Raw genomic sequence first — 24,635 nt, 5'->3', positions numbered from 1 at the left:
AAGTAACTAATACCTTGAGCCATCATGCTTCCCTTTCTCCCAGCCATGTTTTCCTAAATATTGGTCACCACTTTCTACAGCACCATCTTCAATAGAAGTTCCCATAGAATCATTCCATCGGTTTAAATACCCAAATAAAGAAATAACGCCTAACATTTCTACAATTTCACCTTCATCCCAATATTTGTACAAACGTTCTTTAATTTCAGCATCTACACTATTTGGTACTTGTGATGCTTGCAATGAAAAATCTAATGCGGCACGTTCAGCTTCAGAAAAGGCAGGGTGAGTTCTATATTCCCAAATATGATCTAGTTGTTCTTGTGCTGCACCGTAGCGTTCTGCTGCACGAATTGCATGTGCTTGGCAATAACGGCAACCAGTGGCATTACTGCTTACCCAAGCAATCATTCGTTTTAAAGCAGAAGTAACACGACCTTCATTCGTCATTACCGCTTTATTCAAATTGATAAATGCTTTTGAAATCGCGGGTCTGTGTTGCATTGTTAAGACCGAATTAGGGCAAAACCCTAATGTTTCATTAAAAAATTCAGCAAGTTCTTTTGTTTCAGAATCATGGTTAGAATCAAGTGGTTGTACAAGAGGCATAATGCTTTTAGTTTTGTATTTTTGAGAATTGAAATCCTTTACAAGAAACGAAAAATTATGAGTACAACAAATCATATTTCAACCAAATGGTTGGGGAACATGACCTTTGAAAGCAACAACCCTTCAGGGCATAGTTTAAAAATAGACATCGCGAAAGAAGATGGTGGTGACGGACAAGGTTTTAGACCTAAGGCCTTAATGCTTTCTTCACTGGCAGGGTGCTCAGGCCTAGACGTGGCTGCGTTAATCAAAAAAATGAAGTTAGATGTCGATGAATTTCATATTGAAACGATAGCAAACTTAACAGATGAACATCCAAAATTTTACGATAAAGTGGCCGTTGAATACCACTTTCATGGCACAAATTTAAAGGAAGACAAACTACAAAGAGCGGTTGACTTATCTATTGAAAAATATTGTGGTGTTATGGAAATGTTTCGCCAGTTTGCCGAGCTTGATATCAAGACATTTTTTCATCATAAAAATTAATGAATTTCAAGTTCAAGTTCACACGTTAGTTAAGAAAATGAAGGAGTTCAAGTTCAAAAAATCACATATGTCAGTTCGAGTGATTTCTTTGAAGTGATAGCGAAAAAGAAATTTTATCGAGAACCCTGGCAAATAAAAAGGGTTCTCGATAAAATTTTCTCCACTGCGTTCCGAAAATCACTCGAACTGACAAATTCAATTTTAATCTATTAAATTAGATATCAACTAAATGCGCTGGACCATAAAGGCAAAACCTGAAGAAGAAAAAGTCAAAATCCTTGAGATAGCTTTGGGTGTTGATTCATTGATAGCGCAATTATTAGTACAACGAGGAATTACTACTTTTGAAGAAGCAAAACTATTTTTCAGACCTGAACTAGGTCATTTGCATGATCCTTTTTTGATGAAAGACATGGATATCGCTGTGGCTCGCATTGAAAACGCGATCGCTGCAGGAGAAAATATCTTAGTTTTTGGTGATTATGATGTGGATGGCACAACGGCTGTAGCCTTGGTTTCTTCGTATTTATTGACTTTTTACCCTAACGTAGCGACCTATATACCAGACCGATATTCAGAAGGCTACGGGGTATCGTACCAAGGTATAGATTTTGCTGAAGACAATAATTTTTCATTAATCATTGCCCTTGATTGCGGTGTAAAGGCCATTGAAAAGGTAGCCTATGCCAAAGAAAAAAATATTGACTTTATTATTTGTGATCACCACCGTCCTGGGGATTCTTTACCCAATGCCGTGGCTGTTTTAGATCCAAAAAGGAGCGATTGTACCTATCCTTATGATGAATTGTGCGGTTGCGGTGTAGGTTTTAAATTAATTCAAGCTTTAGGCTCTAGAAACGGAGATACCATTACTGATTTAATTCCGTATTTAGACTTGGTGGCAACGGCTATCGGTGCTGATATTGTGCCCATAACCGGAGAAAATAGAGTGTTAGCCTACCATGGCTTAAAAGTGATAAACAGCAATCCAAGGGCAGGTTTTAAGGCGATTATCAATGAAATAAAGAAAACGGTACTCACCATTACCGATGTAGTTTTTATCATCGCTCCTAGAATAAATGCCGCAGGGAGAATGGAACATGGCCAATATGCTGTAAATCTGTTAACACAAACAGACCCAGAAAAAGCCAAAAAATTGGCCTCAGAAATTGAGAAATTTAATTTGGATCGGCGCGGTTTAGATCAAGAAATTACGCAGGAAGCTTTAACTCAGATTACAGCCCATAACGAAGAAAAAGGCTTTACATCTGTAGTGTATAAAGATACCTGGCACAAAGGTGTTATCGGCATAGTAGCTTCACGCTTAACCGAAACTTATTACCGACCAACCCTTGTTTTCACCAAAAGTGGAGATAAATTAGCTGCTTCGGCACGCTCTGTAAAAGGTTTTGATGTGTACAATGCTTTAGAAGGCTGTGCGGATTATATAGAGCAATTTGGCGGACATAAGTATGCAGCCGGACTCACACTTTTGGAGTCGCAATATGCAGATTTTAAAAAGCAGTTCGAGAAAGTAGTTTCGGAAACCATTGACCCGAATTTGCTCATTCCTGAAATTTTGGTGGATACCCTTATTGAGCTGAAAGACATCAACCCCAAATTAATGCGTATTATCAACCAATTTGCACCTTTTGGGCCGGGGAATATGTCGCCTGTTTTTATGGCAGAAAATATCAAAGATTCGGGCTATGCCAAAGGAGTAGGACTAGAAGAAAAACATTTAAAATGTGCTGTTTCTCAAAACGATTATGGCCCCATCAATGCCATTGGTTTTAATTTAGGTGATAAACTACCCCATATCACCAGCCAAAAACCCTTTAGTGCTGTTTTTTGCATTGATGAAAACGAATGGAAAGGAAATATCAGTTTACAATTGAAGCTTAAGGATATCAGGCAGTAAGTTTCCTATTAAATGACGGGACAAATAAAGAACACGTTGCGTTCTTTGAGCTTAGAATACATTAGAACTTTGAATAGATACAATTTTAGACATAAGTAAATGAATTTAACGATTGAAAACATTCTATTAATAGGATCTTTATTGCTTCTTGCAAGTATAATAGCAAGTAAAACTTCACATAAATTTGGAGTACCAATTTTACTGCTGTTTTTGGCAATTGGGATGTTGGCAGGTTCTGACGGTATTGGAGGTATTAATTTCAACGATCCAAAACTTGCACAATTTATTGGGATTGTTGCGCTTAATTTTATTTTGTTTTCAGGGGGTCTTGACACCAATTGGTCTTCTATTAAACCTGTGCTGAAAGAAGGTATTGCACTATCAACTTTAGGCGTTCTATTTACAGCATTATCGGTTGGTGTTTTTGTGTGGCTTATTACCGACTTTACAATTTATGAGGGTCTTTTACTAGGATCTATTGTTTCTTCTACAGATGCAGCCGCAGTATTTTCAATTCTTCGATCAAAAAGTCTTGCCCTAAAGGCTAACCTTAGACCTACTTTAGAGTTAGAAAGTGGAAGTAACGATCCCATGGCTTATGTATTAACTATTGCTTTTTTGACCTTGGTAGTTCATCAAGATCAAAGTTTCGCATCCATAGTACCTTTATTTCTTCAACAAATGATCTTGGGCGGTATTGCAGGTTTTGGTTTTGGAATGCTTAGTAAGTTAATCATAAACAAACTAAAGCTCGATTTTGAAGGTCTTTATCCAGTATTGGCTATCGCATTAATGTTCATTACATTTTCTGCTACTGATTTTGTTGGTGGTAATGGGTTTCTTGCTATTTACATTTGTGCGGTGTATTTAGGCAATCAAAATTTGATTCACAAAGTAACCATCTTAAAAGTGTTTGATGGTTTGGCTTGGTTAATGCAAATTGTTTTATTCCTTACCCTAGGCTTGCTTGTTTTTCCTTCTCAAATTGTTCCATATATAGGTGTTGGAATTCTCATTTCAACCTTCCTTATTATTGTCGCTAGGCCTATAGGTGTTTTTCTAAGTTTGCTATTTTTTAAAATGAAACTAAGAAGGAAGTTTTATATATCTTGGGTTGGTTTGCGTGGTGCTGTTCCCATAGTATTTGCTACATACCCGCTATTAGCAGGAATCGAAAAGGCGAATATGATTTTTAATATTGTATTTTTTATCTCAGTGACCTCCGTACTTTTCCAAGGAACAACCCTGTCGATTATCGCAAAATGGTTGAATGTGGGCTTACCTGAGGATAAAAAGAAATTAACTGAATTAGATCAATTAACCTTAGAACTTCCTAAATCATCTTTACAAGAATTTGAAATATTACCAAATTCACAAGCATCAAACAAGAGAATTGTGGATTTGAATTTTCCAAAATCAGCTTTTATTGTCATGATAAAAAGAGGTAAAGAATATATTCGTCCGGGAGGTTCAACAGTATTAAAAAGTAATGATATTCTGATGACTATTGCAGATAATGAAGAAGATTTTTTAGAGGTAAGGGATTGTCTTTACAAATCAGTTGATCAACTAATTTAAATCTTGATGACCTAGTTTTAAAGCTATTACTTTTAAATTTAGCCATATATCATAGCCAATAGCCCTTGCAGGTCTTTTATTTACAAAGGCTATTGATAAATCTTGTTAATTAAAATTCGAAATTAGTCGATTCAATATTTTACCCAAAATGCCATACAAGTGAAACACCTGTTACTTACCTTTGAAAATTATTTTTTGACAAAGTTTTATGGATCCTTACGCGGCATTACGGTATAAAGAATTCAATATATTTTTAGTGGTAAGGTTTGCCATGGTATTTGCCTGGTCAATGCAATTTATTGTCATTGAATGGCAAGTATATTCGCTAACTAAAGACCCACTTTCTTTGGGTATTATTGGCTTAATGGAGGTAATTCCGGCGGTTGGTATGGCTTTATTTGCGGGTCATATTGTAGATCAAAAAGAAAAGCGAAGTCTTTTAATCAAATGTATTTTAGGATTTTCGGTCATTAGTATTGGATTGTTTGTCATAACAATACCCTCCCTAGTTGTAGATTTAGAAACTAGAACAATCTTATATGCGATCTACTTTTTAGTTTTTTTAGGCGGTATTGTTCGGTCATTTATTGGCCCCACAATTTTCTCTTTAGTGGCTTTAATTGTACCCAAAAAAATATACCCAAATGCAGCTACTTGGAGCAGTTCTACTTGGCAATTTGCATCTGTTTTAGGACCCGCTTTAGCAGGATTTTCTATTAGTTTCATAGGAGTGCATTGGTCTATGTGCGTCATTGTTGGGTTTTCTATAGTTGCATTACTTACACTTTTCAGAATAGAAAGAAAACCCATTTTAAATCCAAAAATTGGAGAACCTGTGCTACAAAGTTTAAAAGAAGGATTAAAATTTGTATTCAGTACTAAAGCTGTTTTTGGTGCCTTAACCTTAGACATGGTGGCGGTTTTGTTTGGGGGTGCAGTGGCCTTATTGCCTATTTTCGCACAAGACATTTTACATGTCGGTGCTGAAGGTTTTGGGATACTAAGAGCAGCACCAGCTGTAGGCGCAGCGATTATGATGTTGGCTTCAACACGTTTCCCACTCCACAAAAACGCAGGTAAAAAATTGTTGTGGGCTATCTTCGGTTTTGGGGTGTGTATGATTGTTTTTGGTTTGTCTACCTATTTTTGGTTATCCGTTGCTGCTTTGTTTGTAAGTGGTGCTTTAGATGGTATTTCTATGATCGTGCGCCAAACTATTTTACAATTAAAAACACCAGATCATATGCGTGGTCGTGTGGCCTCTGTAAATTCTATTTTTGTAGGGTCTTCTAATGAATTAGGTGCTTTTGAAAGTGGCCTAACTGCGAAAGTAATGGGAACGGTAACGGCTGTAGTTTTCGGTGGTGTGATGACTATTTTAACGGTAGGAACAACGGCATTTGTGTCTCCAACCTTTAGAAAATTAGACCTACAAAGAGATGTAGAGGAACATGAAAGAGAAGGGGCGTAATTAGCCCTTATACGCTACCAAATGCAGCTTTTCCCCATCAAAAACGCCATAGGTATAATACCCAATCCAATCCCCTAAGTTGATATAGGTTGCCGTTTCGTTTAAAGCAATTTCAAGGGGTAAATGCCTGTGACCGAAAACAAAATAATCATAGTGTTTAGTTTCTAGCTTTCGTTTGGCATAGTGTACGAGCCACTCGTTTTGTTCGCCTAAAAATTTAGCGTCCTCATCGCCAGAAATTAATTTGTTTTTTACCGATAAATATTGCCCTAAGCGAACGCCTACATCAGGATGTAACCATCGAAAAAGCCATTTAGAAAGGGGATGTACAAATACCTTCTTCATACGTTTATAACCCTTGTCATTGGGGCCTAAGCCATCACCGTGGCCTATAAAAAAAGTTTTTTCACGGTTACTCCGCTCAGAGCTTCCAATAAATTTAAATTGCTGAGGTTCGTGAAAAACAGGAATGCCCAATTCTTCTTCAAAATAACCATTCATCCAAAGATCATGATTGCCAACAAAAAAATAAATGGGAATGCCTGAATCGGCTATTTCTGCTAATTTCCCTAAAGTTCTAGTAAAACCTTTGGGAACTACCGTTTTATATTCTATCCAAAAATCGAACAAATCACCTAATAAAAAAATAGCAGCAGCATCTACTTTAACTTCATCTAACCAAGCTATAAATTTCTTTTCGCGGGGGTAGCTTTGTTCCATAGTAGGTGCTCCCAAGTGGTTATCACTGGAGAAATACACTTTTTTACCTTGAGGAATGTTAATCGTCATCATTTGAACGTAAAGATAATAATTCCCCGCTTGTGCTGAGCGCGGCCGAAGTTAGTCGAAGTATCGAGGTTAGGAGGGCTTTTAATTATCACTCGCATACCATTCCGCAAAAGAAGTTTCAGTTTCTTGCAGTTTTAAGGAATGTAATTCAATATTTTTAGGTAAACGCGCTTTAATTCGAGCGGCGAAATCAATGACCATATTTTCACTAGTGGGCTGGTAATTGGCTAAAATAACTTCATGACCGCGATCGGTTAATTCTTGAGCGAGTTCAATATGAGGGGTATTTTTATTAAATACCGTAGCGTGATCAAACTGATCAACAATTTCTTCCTTGACAATTTTTTTTAGATCGCTAAAATCAATCACCATTCCTAATTTTACATGCTTTGTATCTATTATTGGCTTACCAATAACTGTTACCGAAAGTTTGTAACTGTGGCCGTGTACATTTCTGCATTTACCATCGTAGCCATAAAGAGCATGACCAGTTTCAAAATTAAATTGCTTCGTAATTCTAATATTACTCATACCTACAGACTTAAAAAACACCAATCGGCGTTATAACCTTTCAAGTACAAAAGTATCATTTTTGCCTTAGTTTAAGAGCAGAAAACGCAATAAAGCGCATAGCGTAAATAACTTTCTTAGATGTTAAAGAATGGTACAGCAATTTCAATCAAGGCATTACCGCTGTACAAACCCCAAAATGCAATGGTTTTTACTTCTTTTTCATTTCTTTCGATGCCAGATACCCTGTACGTTTACTCTCAAATCGTAGCTGGACAGTTATAAGCCAATAGCAGGCCTAAGAATTATTTTCTTCTGTACTTCTTCTGATTTCTAAAGCGGTTTATAAAGTAAACCATGCCAACGGCAAGCAAGGCTATCGCAAAAAAAGTGCTACTGTTTAAAAAGTGTAAAATTTTCATAAAAGAACTATTGAATTAAAATAACGAAAATCTCCTGAAGATATTACTTTTTAAATTTTTCCAAGGCATTTTTAGTGAATTCAGACAAGGCTAATTTTCCAGTAATGGCAGCTCTTTCTGGCAATAATGTTGCCCAGTGTTCCGTATTTTCCCAAAGTATTTTTTTCCACTCAGTGAGTGCCTGTGGATTGTAGTTGGCTAGGTTCGAAGCAAAAAATTCTAAATCCTTATCTAAGTCACTCAATCCTTCAAAAACCTTAGCATAAAGTCCTTTTTCTTTTGCCCAATAGGCCGTTTTCCACTCTGTAGGACTCAGGGATAACTCAGCCAAACCAGCAGTGCCTATTTTCCGCTGAACAGCAGGTGCAATCACAAAAGGGGCAATACCAATAGTTAATTCGGACAAACGAATAGAAGCACTCTCTGTGGCAAAAGCATAATCACAAGCAGAAATTAACCCAACACCGCCGCCTACGGCTTTTCCTTGAACACGACCGATGATGACTTTTTTACAGTTTCGCATGGCATTTATAACCTTTGCAAATCCATTAAAGAATATTTTACCTTCCTCTAAGGTCGAAACCGCAACTAATTCATCAAAAGAGGCACCCGCACAAAAGGCCTTATGACCTTCCGATTTTAAAATAATGACATTCACTGCATCATTTTCAGAAAGCAGTTCAAATTCAGCGGCCAATCGATCTAATAATTCAATAACAAAGGAGTTACTAGCAGGATGACCAAATTCTATGGTCGCTATTTTTTGATTAATTTGGGTATAAAGACTCCCATTTTCTCTTGATGTGGTCATGCTCTTTTATTTGCATCAAAAGTACATTTTTTAAGCCATAAAAGACCTTTAAACAGGCCATTTTTTATGTACGATGCCTACATCATAGGCTTAAATTTTCTTCTAAATTCTAGTACTAATGAACCGCCGCGAATGAGCATCCAAACGGTAAATGCCATCCAAATACCAAGTAGTTCTAATCCAAAATGTAGCGCTATAAACAAGGTAGGTATAAAACCTAAAAAGGTTGCCCAAAGAAGGGTGTTTCTTAAATATTTCATCTCTCCTAAACCTTTAAAAATACCGTCATAAATAAAGGCAACTGCATTTATAGGCAGGCCAATGATTACGATAAAAAAGATACTATAAAAGGCGGTCAAAACGGGGATATCATTCGAGAAAATATGACCAATAGGCTTGTAAAACAGAAATCCAACAAGCATTAAAACAAAACTGACGAGTAGGCCATACGTCAATATTTTTTTGGTTAAAAGATGCAGCCCTTTATAGTCCTTTGCACCCAAGAGCCGACCGCTCATACTATTCCCAGCTGCGGAATAGCCATCAATAAAAAAGGCAGAAAAAAGCCATAAATTTATAGCAATCGTGTGAGCACCAATATAGTGATCCCCTAAAGCAGTGGCTTCTCTAACGGCTAAAATTAAAGCCGTATTTAAGGCAATGGCACGGACAAATAAATTAAGACTCATAAAAACAAGTCGTTTTAATTCTGGATGCAAGGGGAATTTTAATTGTAAAGGAATAGAAGTCTTGGTTAACAACAGTATAAAGGCCATAATGGCCATAACCGCTTGCGCAATTAAACTTGCCCATGCCGCCCCCTCCAGATTCATTGGGTCTATAAAACCGTCAACGCCGAAAACAAATATAAAATCTAAAACAACATTCAAAATAGCACCAGTAATGGCAATAAGCATGGGGTAGTAGGTGTTTTGTAAGCCTCTAAAAATCCCCATGACGGCGAATGTAAAAAGCGTTAAGGGGAAACCCCAAACCCGAATAGAATAGTAGGCGATACAATACTCTAAAATTTTACCTGAAGCATTTAAAAGTCGAAAAATATCATCTACGATAAATATGGTGGATAATAAAATAACGATACTTAAACTGATGTTTAAAAAAATGGCTTGTGCGGGTAATGACTTTACTTCATTAATGTTGCCAGCACCTAAATACTGTGAAATGATAGTTGAAATAGCACTCCGCGTTTGCCCCAACACCCATATTAACATGGATAAAAATGACCCAACAATACCTGCAGCAGCAAGAGATTCGATGCCATCAATTTCGATATTACCAACAATCGCTGTATCGGTTAAGGAAAGTAAAGGTTCTGCAATGCCTGCAATAGTAGCGGGAATAGCTAATTTATTGATGCTTTTAAATGTGATAGAATTCTTCAAACGGACAATTTAAACTAATAATTCATAACAATAAAAAGGAGAGTCACTTTGGCGAGGAAAATAAATAGCTTCTAATTTTTGATAGCCTCTATGATTATAAAATTGTTGATTTTTAATATTTTCACTAAAAGTATCTAATCGTACTGAAGTAAAACTGTTTTCTCGGGCATAATTTTCTGCAAAATTCATTAATTGCTGAGCATATCCTTGGGACTGAAAATCGGGGTGTATGGCAAGCCGATGAATATAAATAGCCTTTCCTTGGGAAGACAACCATTTTATAGCTTTATATTCTTCATCCATAAATGTAGAAATAACAATAACACCTATAATTTTTGAGCTTTTTTCAAACACAAATAACTCTTTTCGTTCTATATCTTTTTCAAATACAATTTTTGAAGGGTATTGTTCGTTCCATTGGTAAATACCTGCATTTGCCATTTTTTTAGCACAGGCTTTGGTAATAGTAAGAATATCGGTAATTTCTGATATCTTTGCAGCTCGAATCATTTAATTTTTTAGTGTAAATTTAATCTTTAAATCATAAAATCTCGTTATGAAAAACATATTGGTTCCTATAGGTACTTCTCCAGATTCTCATGAAACATTACAATACGCAGTAGATTTTGCATCGCATTTTTCAGCAGCACTTTATGTGATGGAAGTTTTTAATGTTTCTGCTAAAACAGGTAGTCTTGGAAATGTAGCAGAAAAAGTAACTGAAAGCAGTATAGAACGATTAAAAGAAATTATCACTAAGGTTGATGCAAAAAACTTAACCATAAAAATCGCGACGTATAATGGAGATATCATTAGCGGATTAAAAGATATCAATAAAGAGTTAGGGATAGACTTAATTATCTTGTCGCCCAAAAGTAACGACATAAATGAATCCTTGTATTTAGGAAATACTTCAGGCAAAATCATTAAACAAACGAATATTCCAAGCTTAATAGTACCTAAAGGAACTATTTTTACGCCTTATAAAACTATTTTAACAGCCTTTAAATCAGGCGTTTTAAAAAGAAAAAGAATATTAGATCCGCTGGTAATAATTAAGAAAAAATTTAGTTCAAAAGTTAATTTGTTATTGGTTAAAACACCAGGCTACACGGATGATGATTTGAAAATAAATACCGCATTAATGGACATTAGTGAGCATTTAACCCTTACTCAAAATGCCACGACGTATTTAGGAGTTTTAGAGCATTTTCAAGCGCAACATCCTGATTTGTTATGTGTTTTTAGAAGAAAAAGAGGCTTCTTTAAAAAGCTTTGGGAAAAAAATACCATTTCAAAATCAGAATTTTATTCGGCAGTTCCCGTGTTAGTATTAAATGTCAAGAAAGATTGATAAAAATTTTACTAGCTAGTAAAAATACACTTTCTTTGAAAAGTTTTTAGGGGGATTAGCTCAGCTGGCTAGAGCGCTTGCCTGGCAGGCAAGAGGTCACCGGTTCGACTCCGGTATTCTCCACTAGTAAATACAAGGCTTCAAGAGTTATTGACTTTTGAAGCTTTTTTTATTTGCACGCAATTTGCACGCAAAATATAACTTAAATTAGGTTTGGTTTTATTTGATTCAATTAGTACTTCTTCTCTCTAAAAAGTAGCATTTTTTCTGTTTCCTATACCAACGTTTCAAGCTTCTACTGGAAAACATAAGTTTGGTTAATCCTAAAAGAAAATAACTTTATTAGATTTGATATTTTAAAAAGTACTTTTTCTATTCTTAATTTTAGAAAAGTAATTATAAAAATAAAACTGAACACAACACCATATATAATTTATAGCCCCAATGCAGATTATAGGTATAAGGATCACAAATCATAAACTCGTTATTAAAAAGACAAGTTTTTTCTTTAAATTTTAGGAAGTAAGTTGATTTATCAAATTGTTATCCGGTGCAGCAAGTTTCAATTCAAATGCTTACCCATTCCATACGATTAGTCATGGTTTATTTTTCTAATTACAGATCATTTCAGTCTTTTAACTTTGAAGACTGGCGCTATAACTATTTTGAGGTATCATAGAATATAATTTATTCTTGATTCGTTAACTTAAATAGTATAAAGAGTTCGTGTTTAGAGGCATCAATAATCCTTTGAATATCTTTCCTTTTTTCTTTTTCATTGGTATTATTTAAATCGAATATTGACCTTTTAATAGTACGCTGGCAGTACTCAATTTGTTGCTTCAGGGGTAGCTTAGATATAGTTTCTTGGTACAGTGAATCAACCTCCGATAATTTTTTTTTCTTGGACTTACTTCTAAAAAATTTGAACATTTGGCCTAGAACTTCATTTGACAAAATACATATATCAAAAATCGCACTAAAAAGTTGGCGATTCTTAAATCAAAATCTTAATTGGTAAAACGATTCGTTAGTATCCATAACCCTTGGGAACTCTTAAAATGAAACCACGACCATGAATATTTTCAATCGAGATATCGAGATCTTTGGCGAGGTATTTTCTTAAACGGGATATAAAAACGTTCAGGCTCTTTTTATTGAAATAATCGTTCTTGTCCCAAATTGTAGTCAATATCTCCTTATGACTACAAATATGATTTTTGTTCATGACTAAAAAGATCAATAGGTCACATTCCTTGCCAGTCAATTTTATGGTGTTCTCTTCAAAGGTCAGCTCCATATTTTTAGCGTACAAATTATAAGACCCAATTTCGTATTTGTCACTTATAGGCTTATTTTCCAAAGTTGTATCTAGCCTAATTAGCAATGCTTTAATACGGACCAGGAGTTCTTCCTCGTCGATGGGCTTTTTCAGATAGTCGACGGCGCCCAGGGAAAAACCCTTTAGTACATCTATTTTTAAAGATCTTGCGCTCAAGAATAAAAACGGTAGTTCCGGAAACAGGGTCTTTATTTTTTTCGAAAGCTCAAAACCGTCGATATCAGGCAACATAACGTCCAAAATGACGAGATGATAAGAATTAGCATTAATATGTGTTATGGCCTCCTTTCCGTCTTTTGCCCATTTTGTATCAAATCCCTTCATTCCTAGGTACTCTGAAAGCAGATAGCCCAATGATTTGTCGTCTTCAACTAATAACAATTTATACATTGAATTTACTTTTTATCAATTTAAGTATAATTATGAATGTAGTGCCCTTGCCCAGCTCGCTCTTGACTTTTATTTTCCCACCGTTTATCCTAACAATCCTTTGAACATAGGTTAAACCTAGTCCATATCCTTTTACAAAATGGAGGTCATTGTTTTTTACCCGATAGTATTTTTTAAAAATCCTTTCTAGGTCGGCCTTTTCGATGCCTATACCGTTATCGGAAATTGTTATTAGCATTTGTCCTTCCCGTAAGTATGCATGTAGCCGTATTATTGGGGTGTCGGAATACTTTTTGGCATTGTCCAACAAGTTGCGTATGGCGTTTTCAAGATGAAAAACGTCAGCTAAAATAGCATAAGGTTTATTTTCAAGTTCATACGTAAAGTCAATGTTTTCATATTGGGCCAGAATTTCGAAATCTTCACAGATGCGCTGCAATTCGGGTCTAAAGTCTAATTTAACAGGTTGCATTATCATTTTTCCAGACTCAAGACTGGCCAGGTCCAGCACTTTTTCAATATGTTTTTTTAAACGTACGATTTCCCTACGAATAAGCTTCAATACAGCTTCCCTTTCTGAATACCCTCCCTCTTCCAAAATTTTGGTTGCAAGGCTAATGGAAAATACAGGAGTCTTGAGCTCATGGGTAAGGTTATTGATGAATTCATTGGTGGTCGTTATAAGTGTACTTTGCCAATAAAAGGATCTTAGTACCCATATTACTACGGTTATTATAGCCAGAAGAAAAAGGATTCCAGGAATGGTAAGCCCATTCAATTGAAAGAGAAAATAGTTTTCAATATCCTTAAAACCAAGTTCCAGAATAAGTTCTTTTTCCACTAATTTAGATAAGTAGCCACCTACTTTAATAGGATACAGGCTTACATCATTATTTTTTGAATGGTACACTTTAGACGTAAGGTAAACAGTAGAGTCTCTCGCGTAAAGATTATATGAAAAATCAGTATCTATTCCGGATATCTTCAATTGGTAAGAAATGTAATCGTTCAGGTAAAACTGGTTCATACTCCTAAGGCTGTCAAGACCTATATCTAGATTAGTAGTATCTCTTTCTAACATACGTCCAATAGAATAGGTCAGGGAATTATATTCAGATAGCTCCTTTGTAATACTCTCTCTGGCAATATCAATTTTTTTTGAGAACTGTACACTGGCCAGACCTATTCCGATCTTAAGATATCGATACTGTACAGTCAAAAGACCCAATACCGATATGATGAATACAAGAATATATACTTTTTTTTTAGCCAACATAATATCAAATAAACAAAAAAACAGGAACCATCCTACCTTTTGATTAAGTTAATTAACTTTTCATTAATGTTTTTGTTTTTTCATTAATCTATTTTTTCTTGTATTCAGCTATCTTTGCGAGGAGTTGAGTTAATTAGGGTAAAGTATTATACAGACCTGCTAATTTTGGCAGGTCTTTACCTTTTTTCAGATAAAAAATCTATTATGCCTTTAAAAGAAAAATTACTTTTCCTGTTTGCCATTATCATTTTGTGTACTTCAGGAAATCTTTCCGCTCAAGGTCTGCTCGATGGTTTTATGCGAGGCAAAGGCCAAATCGTGACCGCCCTGAGTTATAGCCATGAATCGTTTGATACTTATTTTGTAGGTACTAATAATATCCAAAACGAAAATTTGGGTACGATAAATACTAATTCTATCAATTTTTTCGCAGCTGCTGGGCTAACCGATTATTTGGATGTGGTTGTCTCGTTGCCCTATATCACAGCACGGGCCACTCAAGGTTTTTGGTCAGACCAAAAGGATTTCCAAGATATTAGTCTTTTTTTAAAAGGAAGGATTTTAGAAACTAATTTTTCCAAAAATGACAATCTTTCGATAATCGGTGCCATGGGAGTTATAGCACCTTTATCTGATTATATTGCTGATGCCCCTGTTTCAATTGGGAACCAATCTACTCAGTTGGAAGGACGTTTCATAGCCCAATACCGTACTTCTTTTGGAATTTTCGTGACCAGTCAATTTGGATATAGCAAGAGGGGCAATGTAGTTATTGATAGAGGATTGGAGGTAAGCGTACCCGACGCATTTGATTACATTCTAAGGGCAGGCGGTAGTTACAAAAAGCTGTACGCTGATGCCTGGTTTCAACATCAGAATTCTCGTAGTGGCACCAATATTGGCTCAGGGGTGCCTTTCCCGAGTAACGAAATCGATTTTAGTAGAATAGGTTTTACATTATACCATCCTATACCAAAAATTGTAAACTTAGGCGTGGCACTTTCCACTGGTTTTACCCTTTCGGGAAGGAATATTGGCAAATCCGACCGAATTACGGCCTCTTTGGTCTATAACTTTTCCGTTTTCAAACCATAACCTTAAAAATTAATATTTAATGAAACTTCATTTTAAATATATCCCATTAGTATTTTGCATTGCCTTGTTCATTATTTCCTGTGAAGAGGATATACCGGGAATGATCGAACTTCCAGTTCCAACATCAGTTTCTTTGGATGCTAACGCTGGCGATTGGGATAATGTTATTGAAGTCGATTACCTTACGGAAATCTCCCTTCCACTTCCCTCAAATGTTGATTCAGATACATATAAGGCAGAATTAGAGAAATTAGTTTTGATAACCGAAAAAAGGACTCCAGAACAGGAAAAAAGGGTACGTTATTGGGCATCAGGCGGTGTCCTTAGGTGGAACCGAATTCTGAGGGAACTCGTTGCCAAGTACAATGTAGTCCCTCCATCTGGATCAATGCCGAATCCAAAAAAACCGATAGCTAATCCGCCTTTTGCAGCCAGAGCATATGCTATGCTTAGCGTGGCGCAGCATGATGCACTTATCGCCACTTGGAAACTCAAGTATACCACGAACCGTCCTGCTCCTAGTGTAATGGAAAGTCGAATCAATCCCCAGTTACCAAATACGGATCTTCCCTCTTATCCTTCGGAGCAAGCAGTAATTGCGGCAACTTCACTTAAAATTTTAAAAACATTATTTCCATTGGAGACTGATTTCCTAAACATGCTTGCGGAAGAACAGGTCAATACCGTTCGATGGGGTGGAACAGGTACAGAAAGTGATATTTCTATTGGTTGGCATTTGGGCGATTTTGTTGCTTCTAAAATTCTGGAACGTGCTAGTACCGATAGGATGAGCAACGCCGCTGATCCCGAAGGTACTTATATTTCCTACTTTAAAATTAACCCATCTACTGTTCCAGTGGCTTGGATTAGTATTTCAAGCCCAAAGGTTTTCCCAATCCTACCAATGTATGGAACCGTTAAGACATGGCACGATTCAACGGCTGTATTTTCTGCATTACCACCACCACCGCCAAATGTAGGTACGGATGATTTTAATCGCGATATAGCCTATATAAAAAGTATCTCGAAAAATAGGTCTCGTGAAGAGTGGCGCATATCAGATTTTTGGGCCGACGGTGGTGGAACTTACACTCCACCGGGGCATTGGAATGAAATAGCTGAAAAACTATTGATTGAGGAACAATGGAGTGAGGTTCGCATGGCCAGGGCTTTCTCTTTAATGAACCGAGCAGTGATGGATAGTGGTATACTCTGCTGGTATGCAAAATATAAATACTATTTTCCTAGACCCTCACAAATAGATCCAGATATCAAGACGTCCACTGGCATTCCTAACTTCCCTTCCTATACCTCGGGGCATTCTTCATTTTCATCAACGGCTGGGACGGTTTTAGGCTATCTATTTCCTAATCAAAGAGAAGAACTCGAACGCCAATTTATCGAAGCGGGCGATTCTAGAGTTTATGGCGGTATTCACTATGAATTTGATAATCTTGCAGGGAGAAATTCAGGAATTGCAGTAGGGGAATTGGCTATTATTGAAGCAAGAAATGACGGAGCTGACAATTAAATCACTCTGGAAAATAAGTTATTTTAACCAAGTTTCAATTTTTTTAAATATTTCTTGTTAAAAGCAGAATGAACTGAAATCAAATATCTGAAGTAGCATTTGTAAAAAACTAAAGTCGACCTCGTTGTTTAAATTTATTCTATTTTTATTTTTGAACCTACCTTAATCAAAACGATAGGAATATTATAATAGGTATTTTATGTCAAAAAAAATCAAATAAATGACTAGACTTTCTCAAATATTATTAAATAATTTAAGTTAATTTATAAATTTAAGAAAAATTAAATCGTTTATTTTTTGTTGATAACCCGTATAAATCTTCCCTTAAGGTTCTTATTCAATTTTTTAAAAGGTGTTTTTTGGGACTTTTTATAACCAATCAAAATTAAAGAGCATTTTAATTACTTATTTTTAATTTAAATTGATATAACAACTTGTTAATCAATTATATGTGAATAACTTACTATCTTTTTTTCTTCATTCACCCCTAGCTTTTTCTACCTTTATCGTATCACTCCCATAAGGGAAAACAAAAGCGCTTTTGTTCATTTTATAACCTTAAAATACATTTAAGATGGACACAATTTTAATACTAGATCGCCTAGATCGTTTAGAAAAATTATTCATAGGTCAGAAAGAAATTTTGACTTTTGATGAAGCCTGTGACTATACAGGAATTTCAAGAAGCTACTTGTATAAGCTTACAGCTAAGGGCAAAATACCACACTCCAAACCTAATGGAAAATTGTTGTTTTTTGAGAAAACAAAATTGGTGGAATGGTTGCTTCAAAACAAAAGGTAATGGTTACTGAAAACCAAGGCGAAGAACTTTATCACGTAAAGGACGCCAAGAAGAAAACCATTTATGATTATACCATGGAATATTTGGAAGGGAAGTATGATATTACCTATAATGAAATATCCCATGACTTTCAGATTGCCTTCAAGAATTCAAAAGATTTAAGGTATCTGAATTTAAACTCACTAATTATAGAATTAGCCAAAGCAGGCATTGATATTCCAACAGGAAAGTTGGAAATTCTAATTCGCTCAGAATGGATTAAAAAATATAACCCTGTCAAAGAGTATTTTATGGATCTACCTAAATGGGACGGTCAAGATCATATTCTAAAATTGACCTCCTATGTACCCACCTATGAAAAAGAAGCTTTTAACTATCACTTTGAAAAGTGGTTAGTACGCACGATAAAATGCGCTTTAGAAATAGGGTATTTTAATAAGCAAGCTTTTATATTATCCCATCAAGGCCAGAATTCAGGGAAATCTACTTGGTGTCGTTTTTTATGCCCTCCAGAACTGGCCGAATTTATGGCCGAGGATATCAGTAATGATAAAGATGCCAGGATACAATTATGCAGAAACTTTCTCTACAATCTTGACGAACTAGCAGTACTGTCAAAAAAGGATGTGAATGCTTTAAAATCATTTTTCTCCAAAACCTTTATCAATGAACGTTTACCTTATGACCGGAAAAATACCACACTCCCAAGAATATGCTCCTTTGTTGGATCTACCAATATGTCTTCTTTTTTAAATGACGAAACAGGATCAGTACGTTGGTTGTGTTTTGAACTCAAAGATAAAATTGATTTTAGGTACTCCAAGGAAGTGGATATTCATATGGTATGGTCGCAAGCCTATCACCTTGCCTATAGCGATACTGCGTTCAATCCTGAGCTAACTATTAAAGATATCCAGGAAAATGAAGAGCGGAATAAGCGATATACCAAATTAACTTCGGAACAAGAGGTTATTGCTAAGTTTTATGAAAAGTCTAAGGATATGAAAGACTTCAAAACAGCCTCGGATGTGATGGTAGCGACTAGCGGTCTTAACCTGCGACTCAACCATATTAATATTGGTCGTGCTTTAGCTGGATTTGACTTTCAAAAAGTGAAGCACCCCACGCGGCAAGTTTACGGTTATTTGGCAAAATCTCTGTTTGCAGCTTCCCCATGGGAAATAGAATTATCAAAAAAAGTAGAATAATACCTACCTAGTTACCTAGAACAGAAGAAAGTGAATAGGAATAGGGGATGAACACAGGTAGGATTATAAAAACCATACTTACCTAAAAGTTACCTAACCTACCTAAAAGGTAAGATAGGTAGGTAGAAAATAGTACTTACCTAAGCTCCAAACCTTTATAAATAGTGACTTAGGTAGGAAGGTAGGTGAAATTCAATAAAAAGAGGCTAAACTAAAAATAAGCTAATGAAAAAAAAAAGAACAACAGGACTATCGTGTGAAAGAGCCCGAGCTTTTCCCATCGAAAAAGCGCTGGCAAAACTTGGGCACTTTCCGACCAGAGAAACGGATAAAGAAGCTTGGTTTTTAAGTCCGCTGCGCTCAGAAACCCAAGCCTCTTTCAAGGTGTGCAAGAAACTAAATAGATGGTACGACCATGGAGAGGGAATCGGGGGAAATGTTATTAATCTGATTTGTCAAATTAAGCCATGTTCTGTAAAGAGTGCATTAGCGTTTATTAAAGAACAAATGGAAACTTCTTTTTTTCTTCAACAGCACCCTATTTTAAAAGAGGAAGTACAGGAATTAGAAACAAATCACACAATAACTATTTTAAAAGTCAAGGAACTAAAACATCCAGCCTTAGCGCAATATTTAAAAGTAAGAGGCATATCCATAGAAAAAGCAAAGGAATTGGTCAAAGAAGTCCATTACCAAGTTAAAGGGAAAAACTATTTCGCTATTGGATTACAAAATGATTCAGGTGGATGGGAATTACGGAATAAATACTTAAAGAATTCATGTTCTCCAAAGGATATGACCTCAATTAAAAAAGGTCATTCAAAGCTACTGATTACAGAAGGGATGTTTGACATACTATCCCTAACTGAAATAAACAAAAAACTAATATCTGAATATGACTTTCTAATCATGAACTCGATAGGTTTTTTAGAAAAGGTAAAATTAATAAGCAGAGAATATGAAATAGTAGACCTCTATCTAGACAATGATTCCAATGGAAAACTCACCACTGAAAACTTACTTAAAGTATCTAACAAATTCAAAGACAAATCAAAGCTTTATGACGGATTCAAAGATATGAACGAATGGCTGATTCATTGTGCTAAAAAGGGAATTAGTCATAAGGCGCAAGATGTGTTTTTGTTGCCACAAAAACAAACTTGCTTTACGCCCGATGGTTGCAAAGAAAATAAAAAATGAAGAAGACGTATATCAAATTTAGATGCTCTATTTACGAAAAGAAACTACTTAAAAAACGAGCAGCACGAGCAGGAATATCACTTTCTGAATACTGTCGTAATTCGGCTTTTGAAAATTTAGTCATTGAACGTTTGACTCCTGAACAGTTAGCGCATTATAGAATGCTCGTTAAGTATAAAAATAACTTTACCAGCATTCGTAATATGTTTAAAAAGCGAAATCCAAAACTAGCGAGCGAGGTTGCAGATGTGGCAGAACAAATCCGCAGTCATTTATACAACTTCAAAAAATAAATCATGATCGGCAAAGGAAAATCTATAGCACATACCAAAGCATCGATAGCCTATGGATGGAATCAAGAAAAAGATGCTGAAATAGTCTTTAGTCAGCATATAGCAGGAGATACTACCCAGCAGATAACGGATGAATTTAAATTGATTCAAGAGCAGAATGTCCGATGCGAAAAGAACACGCTCAGTTTTATACTAAGTCCAATTCAAGAGGAGGGTAAAAAGCTTAGCAAAAAAGAATTAGGAGATTTGACTCAGAAGTTCATAAGGGAAATGAATTTAAAAGAGCAACAGGCTATTGCTTTTGTTCATAGAGATAAAGCACATACCCATGTGCATTTATATGTTAATAGAATAGGTTTTGATGGAAAAGCATACAATGATAGCTTTATCGGAAAACGAAGCCAGGTAGCGGCTGAAAACGTGGCTAAGGAAATGGGTCTTACCACCGTCAAGGAAGTACAACAAGAAAAGAATAAGACACTTCAACCGATACGTTTTGAGATTAAAAACATCCACCAGAAAGTCATGGAAAATGAAACACCAAAGAATTTAGACGATTACATCAAAGCGATGAAGCAACAAAATGTAAAAGTGATTCTAACTATTAATAAGGCAAACAAACTACAAGGATTTAGATTGGAATACAAAGGTCATAATCTAAAAGCAAGCGAGGTACATCGTTCAATGTCTGGAGGGAGAATTATGGGTCAACTAACCCAGAATAGAGGAATAGCAAATCAAATTAAACCAATCAATACAGTGAAGCTTTTAGGAAAGAAAACAGAACTTACAGTAAACTTTGCCGCAAGTATCGCCAAGAGTTTAGTAAAAAAAGTAATCAAAAGAAGTATTGATAAAGGAATAGGAATTTAAAATAGGAAATTATGGGCTATAAAAAATTGGATGAAGTCATGGAGCTTCTAAGTGACGAATTAGACGGGTTCAACAAGAGCATAAAAAAGCTAGAAAAGTTAACTCAAAACGTAGATAATATCAATATCAAAGCGGATACTTCGGGCATTGAATATTATATTCAAGATCATCTAAGAACAGAGAAAGAAAAAAGTCAAAAATTACAGGAAGCTTTTCAAAGAATGGAAAAGCAACTTTCCAAATCACAAGTAGTTCCGAAAATACAGCTATGGATTCATTATGGAATGTATATGACTTCTTTGATCATTATTGGCTATTTGATATTTAAGCTTGCATAACTTAAGGTAGCTATACAAGTCAAAAAAAGTATCCAAATCAAAAGTAGTATGCGCCCTATGCGGTTTTTGCTTACGATTATCTACCTGAACACTACAAAAACCGCACAGGATCCAAGCGCAGATAAGTTATGGTAAGATTTAGGGTTAAATATAAAAACTTAAATAAATACATTGCTGTTTAATTTTTAAGGCAAAAACTTAAATAAATACTCTGCTATTTAAGATAATTGGTATATTTGTTAAATAACAATGATTTAAGTAAAGAATATTAATTATGAAAAATTTCGTTTCTGGTATACATATTAGTCAGGGATATTATAAAAGTTTTCAACCAAATTCAATTCATAAACAATGGCAAGTTGATGATATGGAAGTGCTTTCACTATTAAGCAAGGCGGATAGGCAGTTAGGAAGATTGGATATGTATTCGGAATATGTTAACATTGAGTTATTCATTAGTATGCATATTGCGAAAGAGGCTACTCAATCCTCTAAGATAGAAGGCACCCAAACAAATATGGAAGAAGCTTTTCTCAAAAAAGACGAAATTTCATTAGAAAAAAGAGACGATTGGGAAGAAGTCCAAAATTACATTGCTGCTATGAATGAAGCAGTAAAAATGTTACATCGACTTCCATTTTCATCCAGACTTATTAAGCAGACTCATAAGATATTATTACAAGGAGTAAGAGGACAAAACAAACTACCTGGAGAATACAGAACAAGTCAAAACTGGATCGGTGGTGCCACAATTAATGATGCTGTATTTATTCCTCCAATCCATAATTCTATAAACGATTTAATGTCGGATATCGAAAAATTTGCCAATGACGAACTCAACCATTTGCCTGATCTTTTGAAAATAGCATTAATTCATTACCAATTTGAAACTATACATCCTTTTTTGGATGGAAATGGAAGGGTTGGAAGGTTACTAATTACATTATATCTGGTAAGTAAGGGAATTTTAAAACAGCCTATTTTATATTTATCGGACTTTTTTGAAAAAAATAGAATGCTTTATTATGATAATTTGATGCGTGTAAGAACACATAATGATCTTTCTCAATGGTTTAAGTTTTTTTTGAGCGGTGTTATTGAAACATCAAAGTCAGGAGTAACTACATTCAATAGTATTATGCAGTTGCAAAAGGCACTGGATATTAAATTAAAAACATTGGGAAACAGAAGTGTGGATGCCCGTTTAGTAATAGAAGGACTATATTCCAATCCAGTAATTGACGTAAACCGAGTAGAAAAAATAATTCAAAAATCTAATGTTTCCGCATATAAATTAATAGCATCATTAGAGCAACTAGATATTTTAGGTGAGATTACTGGTGGTCAAAGAGGGCGGTTATATATTTTTAAAGACTATGTCAATTTATTTAAGGACAGTTTGTAATAAAACAATACCTGTAAAATTGTCTTTAAAGGTCAACTAACTTTTTATTATAACCATCCAAAATATTGTTAGGCAAAGACTTAAGATATATTTGAGTGGTTGACAGTCGATTATGTCCTAGCATAGCTGAAATTGCTTGCAGAGGTACATCTTGTAACATTGCTTGAGTGGCAAAACTATGACGAGAGACATAAGAAGTCAGTCTTTGTTCTATACCACATTTAGTAGCAATCTCTTTCAGTCCCTTATTATACCTTTTTCTTTCCCATATTACATCTTTGTATTGCAACTCAAAAGTTTCTCTTTTAATTATAGGAAATATAAATTCAGACTTTTCTTTATTGTTAAGGTAATAGGAAAGTAATTCATTTAATTGAGGTGTTATATTAATATCATATGGTCTATGCGTCTTCTTTCTCTGAAACTTTATACGATTGTCTATTATGTTTTCAACCTTCAAAAAAGCTAAGTCCATAAACGAAATGCCATAAAGCATATAAGAAGCTAAAAAGAAATTTCTATAATGAAATAATCCATTCGTTTCATCTAAATGCAAAATCATTATAGATTTCATGCTTTTGGCATCTATTGCTCTTTTTTCAGTGGGTGCTGTTTTAATTCTGTAGTTAGTGAAAGGATACGCTTCGCTTGATACAATTTCACTTTTAATAGCTTTATTAAAAATAGCTTTTATTGTTCTCATATAGGCCGAAAGTCCGTTAATAGAATTTCCTCTGGAAAAGTGCCAGGTCTCAAACCTTTTAAGAAAGTCGTAATTGACTTCATTAAATTTAATATCATTTCCATTATTAAATAATTGTAACACTTTTACTATGGAATGATAAGTATTTGCATTGCCATAACGCTCTGCAAGTTTCATTTCTTCAACTATTTCGACACTATATGCCATAAAAGAGTCAAAAGAAGCAGTTTTGACTATTTTTCTTTTTAGTTGTTTAATTGACAAAAAATTAAGTTCATCCTTCTCATATAGAGCATTTATAATATCAGTCGCCCTTGTCTTTTCTTTTAATAATTGATTATTCAATTTACTAGTTGATGAAGTTCCTTTAAAAGCTCTTTTGATTTTCTCGTTCTTATCATCCCAATATTCGTTCTGGACAGATTGACCCAAACTTATTGATGTTGTTTTTCGTAAATGGCTTAACCTTAAAATTATTGGAAAAGATTTGTCCTTTTTTCGCCTTCGTGTATCTAAAGAAAGTTTTACATTGGTGTTCATAGAATTTAAAGGTAATAAAAATTTGCACGCAATTTGCACGCAAATTAGTGATTTTAATTAATATCAAATGAAATCAAAATTTATTAAATAAATGATTATCAATAAGTTATGATATATTTTAATCATGAAAAGTTGTCAATACCCCTTGCTGGCAGGCAAGAGGTCACCGGTTCGACTCCGGTATTCTCCACTAATAAACATAAACCTTCACATCTGTGAAGGTTTTTTTGTTTTTTGTAAGACATAGTATGTGCACACTTTAGAACTTTTTATTTTTTTTGA

Annotated in this window: 23 protein-coding genes and 1 tRNA gene; 15 read left to right on the top strand and 9 right to left on the bottom strand. The window is 35.0% G+C overall.

The annotated features are described in order from the left end of the window. Window positions 1-6: 6 nt before the first annotated feature. Window positions 7-609, bottom strand: a complete 603-nt coding sequence (locus GQ45_RS10115; RefSeq protein WP_047420280.1) for a carboxymuconolactone decarboxylase family protein — start codon at window positions 607-609, stop codon at window positions 7-9. Between the two features lie 57 nt (window positions 610-666). Between GQ45_RS10115 and GQ45_RS10110 the strand changes: the two genes are divergently transcribed. The 4 genes from GQ45_RS10110 to GQ45_RS10095 all read left to right on the top strand — a co-directional run bounded on the left by GQ45_RS10110 (window position 667) and on the right by GQ45_RS10095 (window position 6,068). Next, window positions 667-1,098, top strand: a complete 432-nt coding sequence (locus tag GQ45_RS10110) for an OsmC family protein (RefSeq protein ID WP_047417480.1) — start codon at window positions 667-669, stop codon at window positions 1,096-1,098. 229 nt (window positions 1,099-1,327) lie between these two features. Continuing rightward, window positions 1,328-3,019 (top strand): single-stranded-DNA-specific exonuclease RecJ, encoded by a 1,692-nt coding sequence (gene recJ / locus GQ45_RS10105; protein ID WP_047417477.1) that lies wholly within the window; start codon window positions 1,328-1,330, stop codon window positions 3,017-3,019. A 99-nt stretch (window positions 3,020-3,118) separates the two neighbouring features. After that, a complete protein-coding gene (locus GQ45_RS10100) occupies window positions 3,119-4,597 on the top strand; it encodes a potassium/proton antiporter (RefSeq protein WP_047417475.1) in 1,479 nt (492 codons plus the stop codon). A gap of 208 nt (window positions 4,598-4,805) precedes the next feature. Next, window positions 4,806-6,068 carry an MFS transporter gene (locus GQ45_RS10095; RefSeq protein WP_047417472.1) on the top strand — a complete coding sequence of 421 codons (1,263 nt, stop codon included), beginning with the start codon at window positions 4,806-4,808 and terminating at the stop codon, window positions 6,066-6,068. Here the strand turns inward: GQ45_RS10095 and GQ45_RS10090 are convergent, their stop codons facing one another. The 5 genes from GQ45_RS10090 to GQ45_RS10070 all read right to left on the bottom strand — a co-directional run bounded on the left by GQ45_RS10090 (window position 6,069) and on the right by GQ45_RS10070 (window position 10,513). Next, window positions 6,069-6,851, bottom strand: a complete 783-nt coding sequence (locus GQ45_RS10090; RefSeq protein ID WP_047420279.1) for a UDP-2,3-diacylglucosamine diphosphatase — start codon at window positions 6,849-6,851, stop codon at window positions 6,069-6,071. It abuts the gene before it with no gap. Window positions 6,852-6,938: 87 nt separating this feature from the next. After that, window positions 6,939-7,388, bottom strand: coding sequence for a 6-carboxytetrahydropterin synthase (locus GQ45_RS10085; protein ID WP_047417469.1), 450 nt, complete (start codon window positions 7,386-7,388; stop codon window positions 6,939-6,941). A gap of 444 nt (window positions 7,389-7,832) precedes the next feature. Continuing rightward, window positions 7,833-8,600 (bottom strand): enoyl-CoA hydratase/isomerase family protein, encoded by a 768-nt coding sequence (locus GQ45_RS10080; RefSeq protein WP_047417468.1) that lies wholly within the window; start codon window positions 8,598-8,600, stop codon window positions 7,833-7,835. Window positions 8,601-8,677: 77 nt separating this feature from the next. Then, window positions 8,678-10,003: an MATE family efflux transporter gene (locus GQ45_RS10075; RefSeq protein ID WP_047417465.1), complete on the bottom strand. Its 1,326-nt coding sequence runs from the start codon at window positions 10,001-10,003 to the stop codon at window positions 8,678-8,680. 9 nt (window positions 10,004-10,012) lie between these two features. After that, window positions 10,013-10,513: a GNAT family N-acetyltransferase gene (locus tag GQ45_RS10070; protein WP_047417463.1), complete on the bottom strand. Its 501-nt coding sequence runs from the start codon at window positions 10,511-10,513 to the stop codon at window positions 10,013-10,015. A 46-nt stretch (window positions 10,514-10,559) separates the two neighbouring features. Between GQ45_RS10070 and GQ45_RS10065 the strand changes: the two genes are divergently transcribed. Together GQ45_RS10065 and GQ45_RS10060 are read left to right on the top strand one after the other, a co-directional pair. Continuing rightward, window positions 10,560-11,357, top strand: coding sequence for a universal stress protein (locus tag GQ45_RS10065; RefSeq protein ID WP_047417459.1), 798 nt, complete (start codon window positions 10,560-10,562; stop codon window positions 11,355-11,357). A 49-nt stretch (window positions 11,358-11,406) separates the two neighbouring features. Then, window positions 11,407-11,480 (top strand) — tRNA-Ala (locus GQ45_RS10060). A gap of 907 nt (window positions 11,481-12,387) precedes the next feature. Here the strand turns inward: GQ45_RS10060 and GQ45_RS10050 are convergent. Both GQ45_RS10050 and GQ45_RS10045 read right to left on the bottom strand, forming a co-directional pair. After that, window positions 12,388-13,089: a response regulator transcription factor gene (locus GQ45_RS10050; RefSeq protein WP_047417455.1), complete on the bottom strand. Its 702-nt coding sequence runs from the start codon at window positions 13,087-13,089 to the stop codon at window positions 12,388-12,390. Beyond that, window positions 13,082-14,365, bottom strand: a complete 1,284-nt coding sequence (locus GQ45_RS10045) for a sensor histidine kinase KdpD (RefSeq protein WP_047417452.1) — start codon at window positions 14,363-14,365, stop codon at window positions 13,082-13,084. Before GQ45_RS10045 ends, GQ45_RS10050 begins: the two co-directional genes overlap by 8 nt. Window positions 14,366-14,569: 204 nt before the next feature. On the opposite strand from GQ45_RS10045, the gene GQ45_RS10040 reads away from it, so the two are divergent. From GQ45_RS10040 to GQ45_RS10000, 9 genes are all read left to right on the top strand, one after another. Beyond that, on the top strand, window positions 14,570-15,460 hold the full coding sequence (locus GQ45_RS10040; protein WP_156125407.1) for a hypothetical protein: 891 nt from the start codon (window positions 14,570-14,572) through the stop codon (window positions 15,458-15,460). Window positions 15,461-15,479: 19 nt separating this feature from the next. Next, window positions 15,480-16,991, top strand: a complete 1,512-nt coding sequence (locus tag GQ45_RS10035; protein WP_047417449.1) for a phosphatase PAP2 family protein — start codon at window positions 15,480-15,482, stop codon at window positions 16,989-16,991. 574 nt (window positions 16,992-17,565) lie between these two features. Further along, window positions 17,566-17,793: a helix-turn-helix domain-containing protein gene (locus tag GQ45_RS10030; RefSeq protein ID WP_047417446.1), complete on the top strand. Its 228-nt coding sequence runs from the start codon at window positions 17,566-17,568 to the stop codon at window positions 17,791-17,793. Continuing rightward, window positions 17,793-19,001, top strand: coding sequence for a VapE domain-containing protein (locus GQ45_RS10025; protein ID WP_047420277.1), 1,209 nt, complete (start codon window positions 17,793-17,795; stop codon window positions 18,999-19,001). Before GQ45_RS10030 ends, GQ45_RS10025 begins: the two co-directional genes overlap by 1 nt. A 225-nt stretch (window positions 19,002-19,226) precedes the next feature. Further along, window positions 19,227-20,201, top strand: a complete 975-nt coding sequence (locus GQ45_RS10020) for a toprim domain-containing protein (RefSeq protein ID WP_081980912.1) — start codon at window positions 19,227-19,229, stop codon at window positions 20,199-20,201. Continuing rightward, complete coding sequence (gene mbpA / locus GQ45_RS10015; RefSeq protein ID WP_047417442.1) at window positions 20,198-20,494, top strand: mobilization protein MbpA; 297 nt, start codon at window positions 20,198-20,200, stop codon at window positions 20,492-20,494. Before GQ45_RS10020 ends, mbpA begins: the two co-directional genes overlap by 4 nt. Window positions 20,495-20,497: 3 nt before the next feature. Then, window positions 20,498-21,367, top strand: a complete 870-nt coding sequence (locus GQ45_RS10010) for a relaxase/mobilization nuclease domain-containing protein (protein ID WP_047417440.1) — start codon at window positions 20,498-20,500, stop codon at window positions 21,365-21,367. 11 nt (window positions 21,368-21,378) lie between these two features. Further along, window positions 21,379-21,705 (top strand): DUF6730 family protein, encoded by a 327-nt coding sequence (locus GQ45_RS10005; protein ID WP_047417438.1) that lies wholly within the window; start codon window positions 21,379-21,381, stop codon window positions 21,703-21,705. Window positions 21,706-21,979: 274 nt separating this feature from the next. Next, entirely contained in the window at window positions 21,980-23,110 is a 1,131-nt protein-coding gene (locus tag GQ45_RS10000) for a Fic family protein (protein ID WP_047417435.1), read from the top strand. A 25-nt stretch (window positions 23,111-23,135) separates the two neighbouring features. On the opposite strand, the gene GQ45_RS09995 is transcribed toward GQ45_RS10000, so the two are convergent. After that, window positions 23,136-24,353: a site-specific integrase gene (locus GQ45_RS09995; RefSeq protein WP_047417434.1), complete on the bottom strand. Its 1,218-nt coding sequence runs from the start codon at window positions 24,351-24,353 to the stop codon at window positions 23,136-23,138. Window positions 24,354-24,635 lie beyond the last annotated feature (282 nt).

The sequence above is a fragment of the Cellulophaga sp. Hel_I_12 genome (assembly GCF_000799565.1).
Taxonomy (GTDB): Bacteria; Bacteroidota; Bacteroidia; order Flavobacteriales; family Flavobacteriaceae; genus Cellulophaga.
This window is presented reverse-complemented; position numbering and strand designations above follow the sequence as displayed.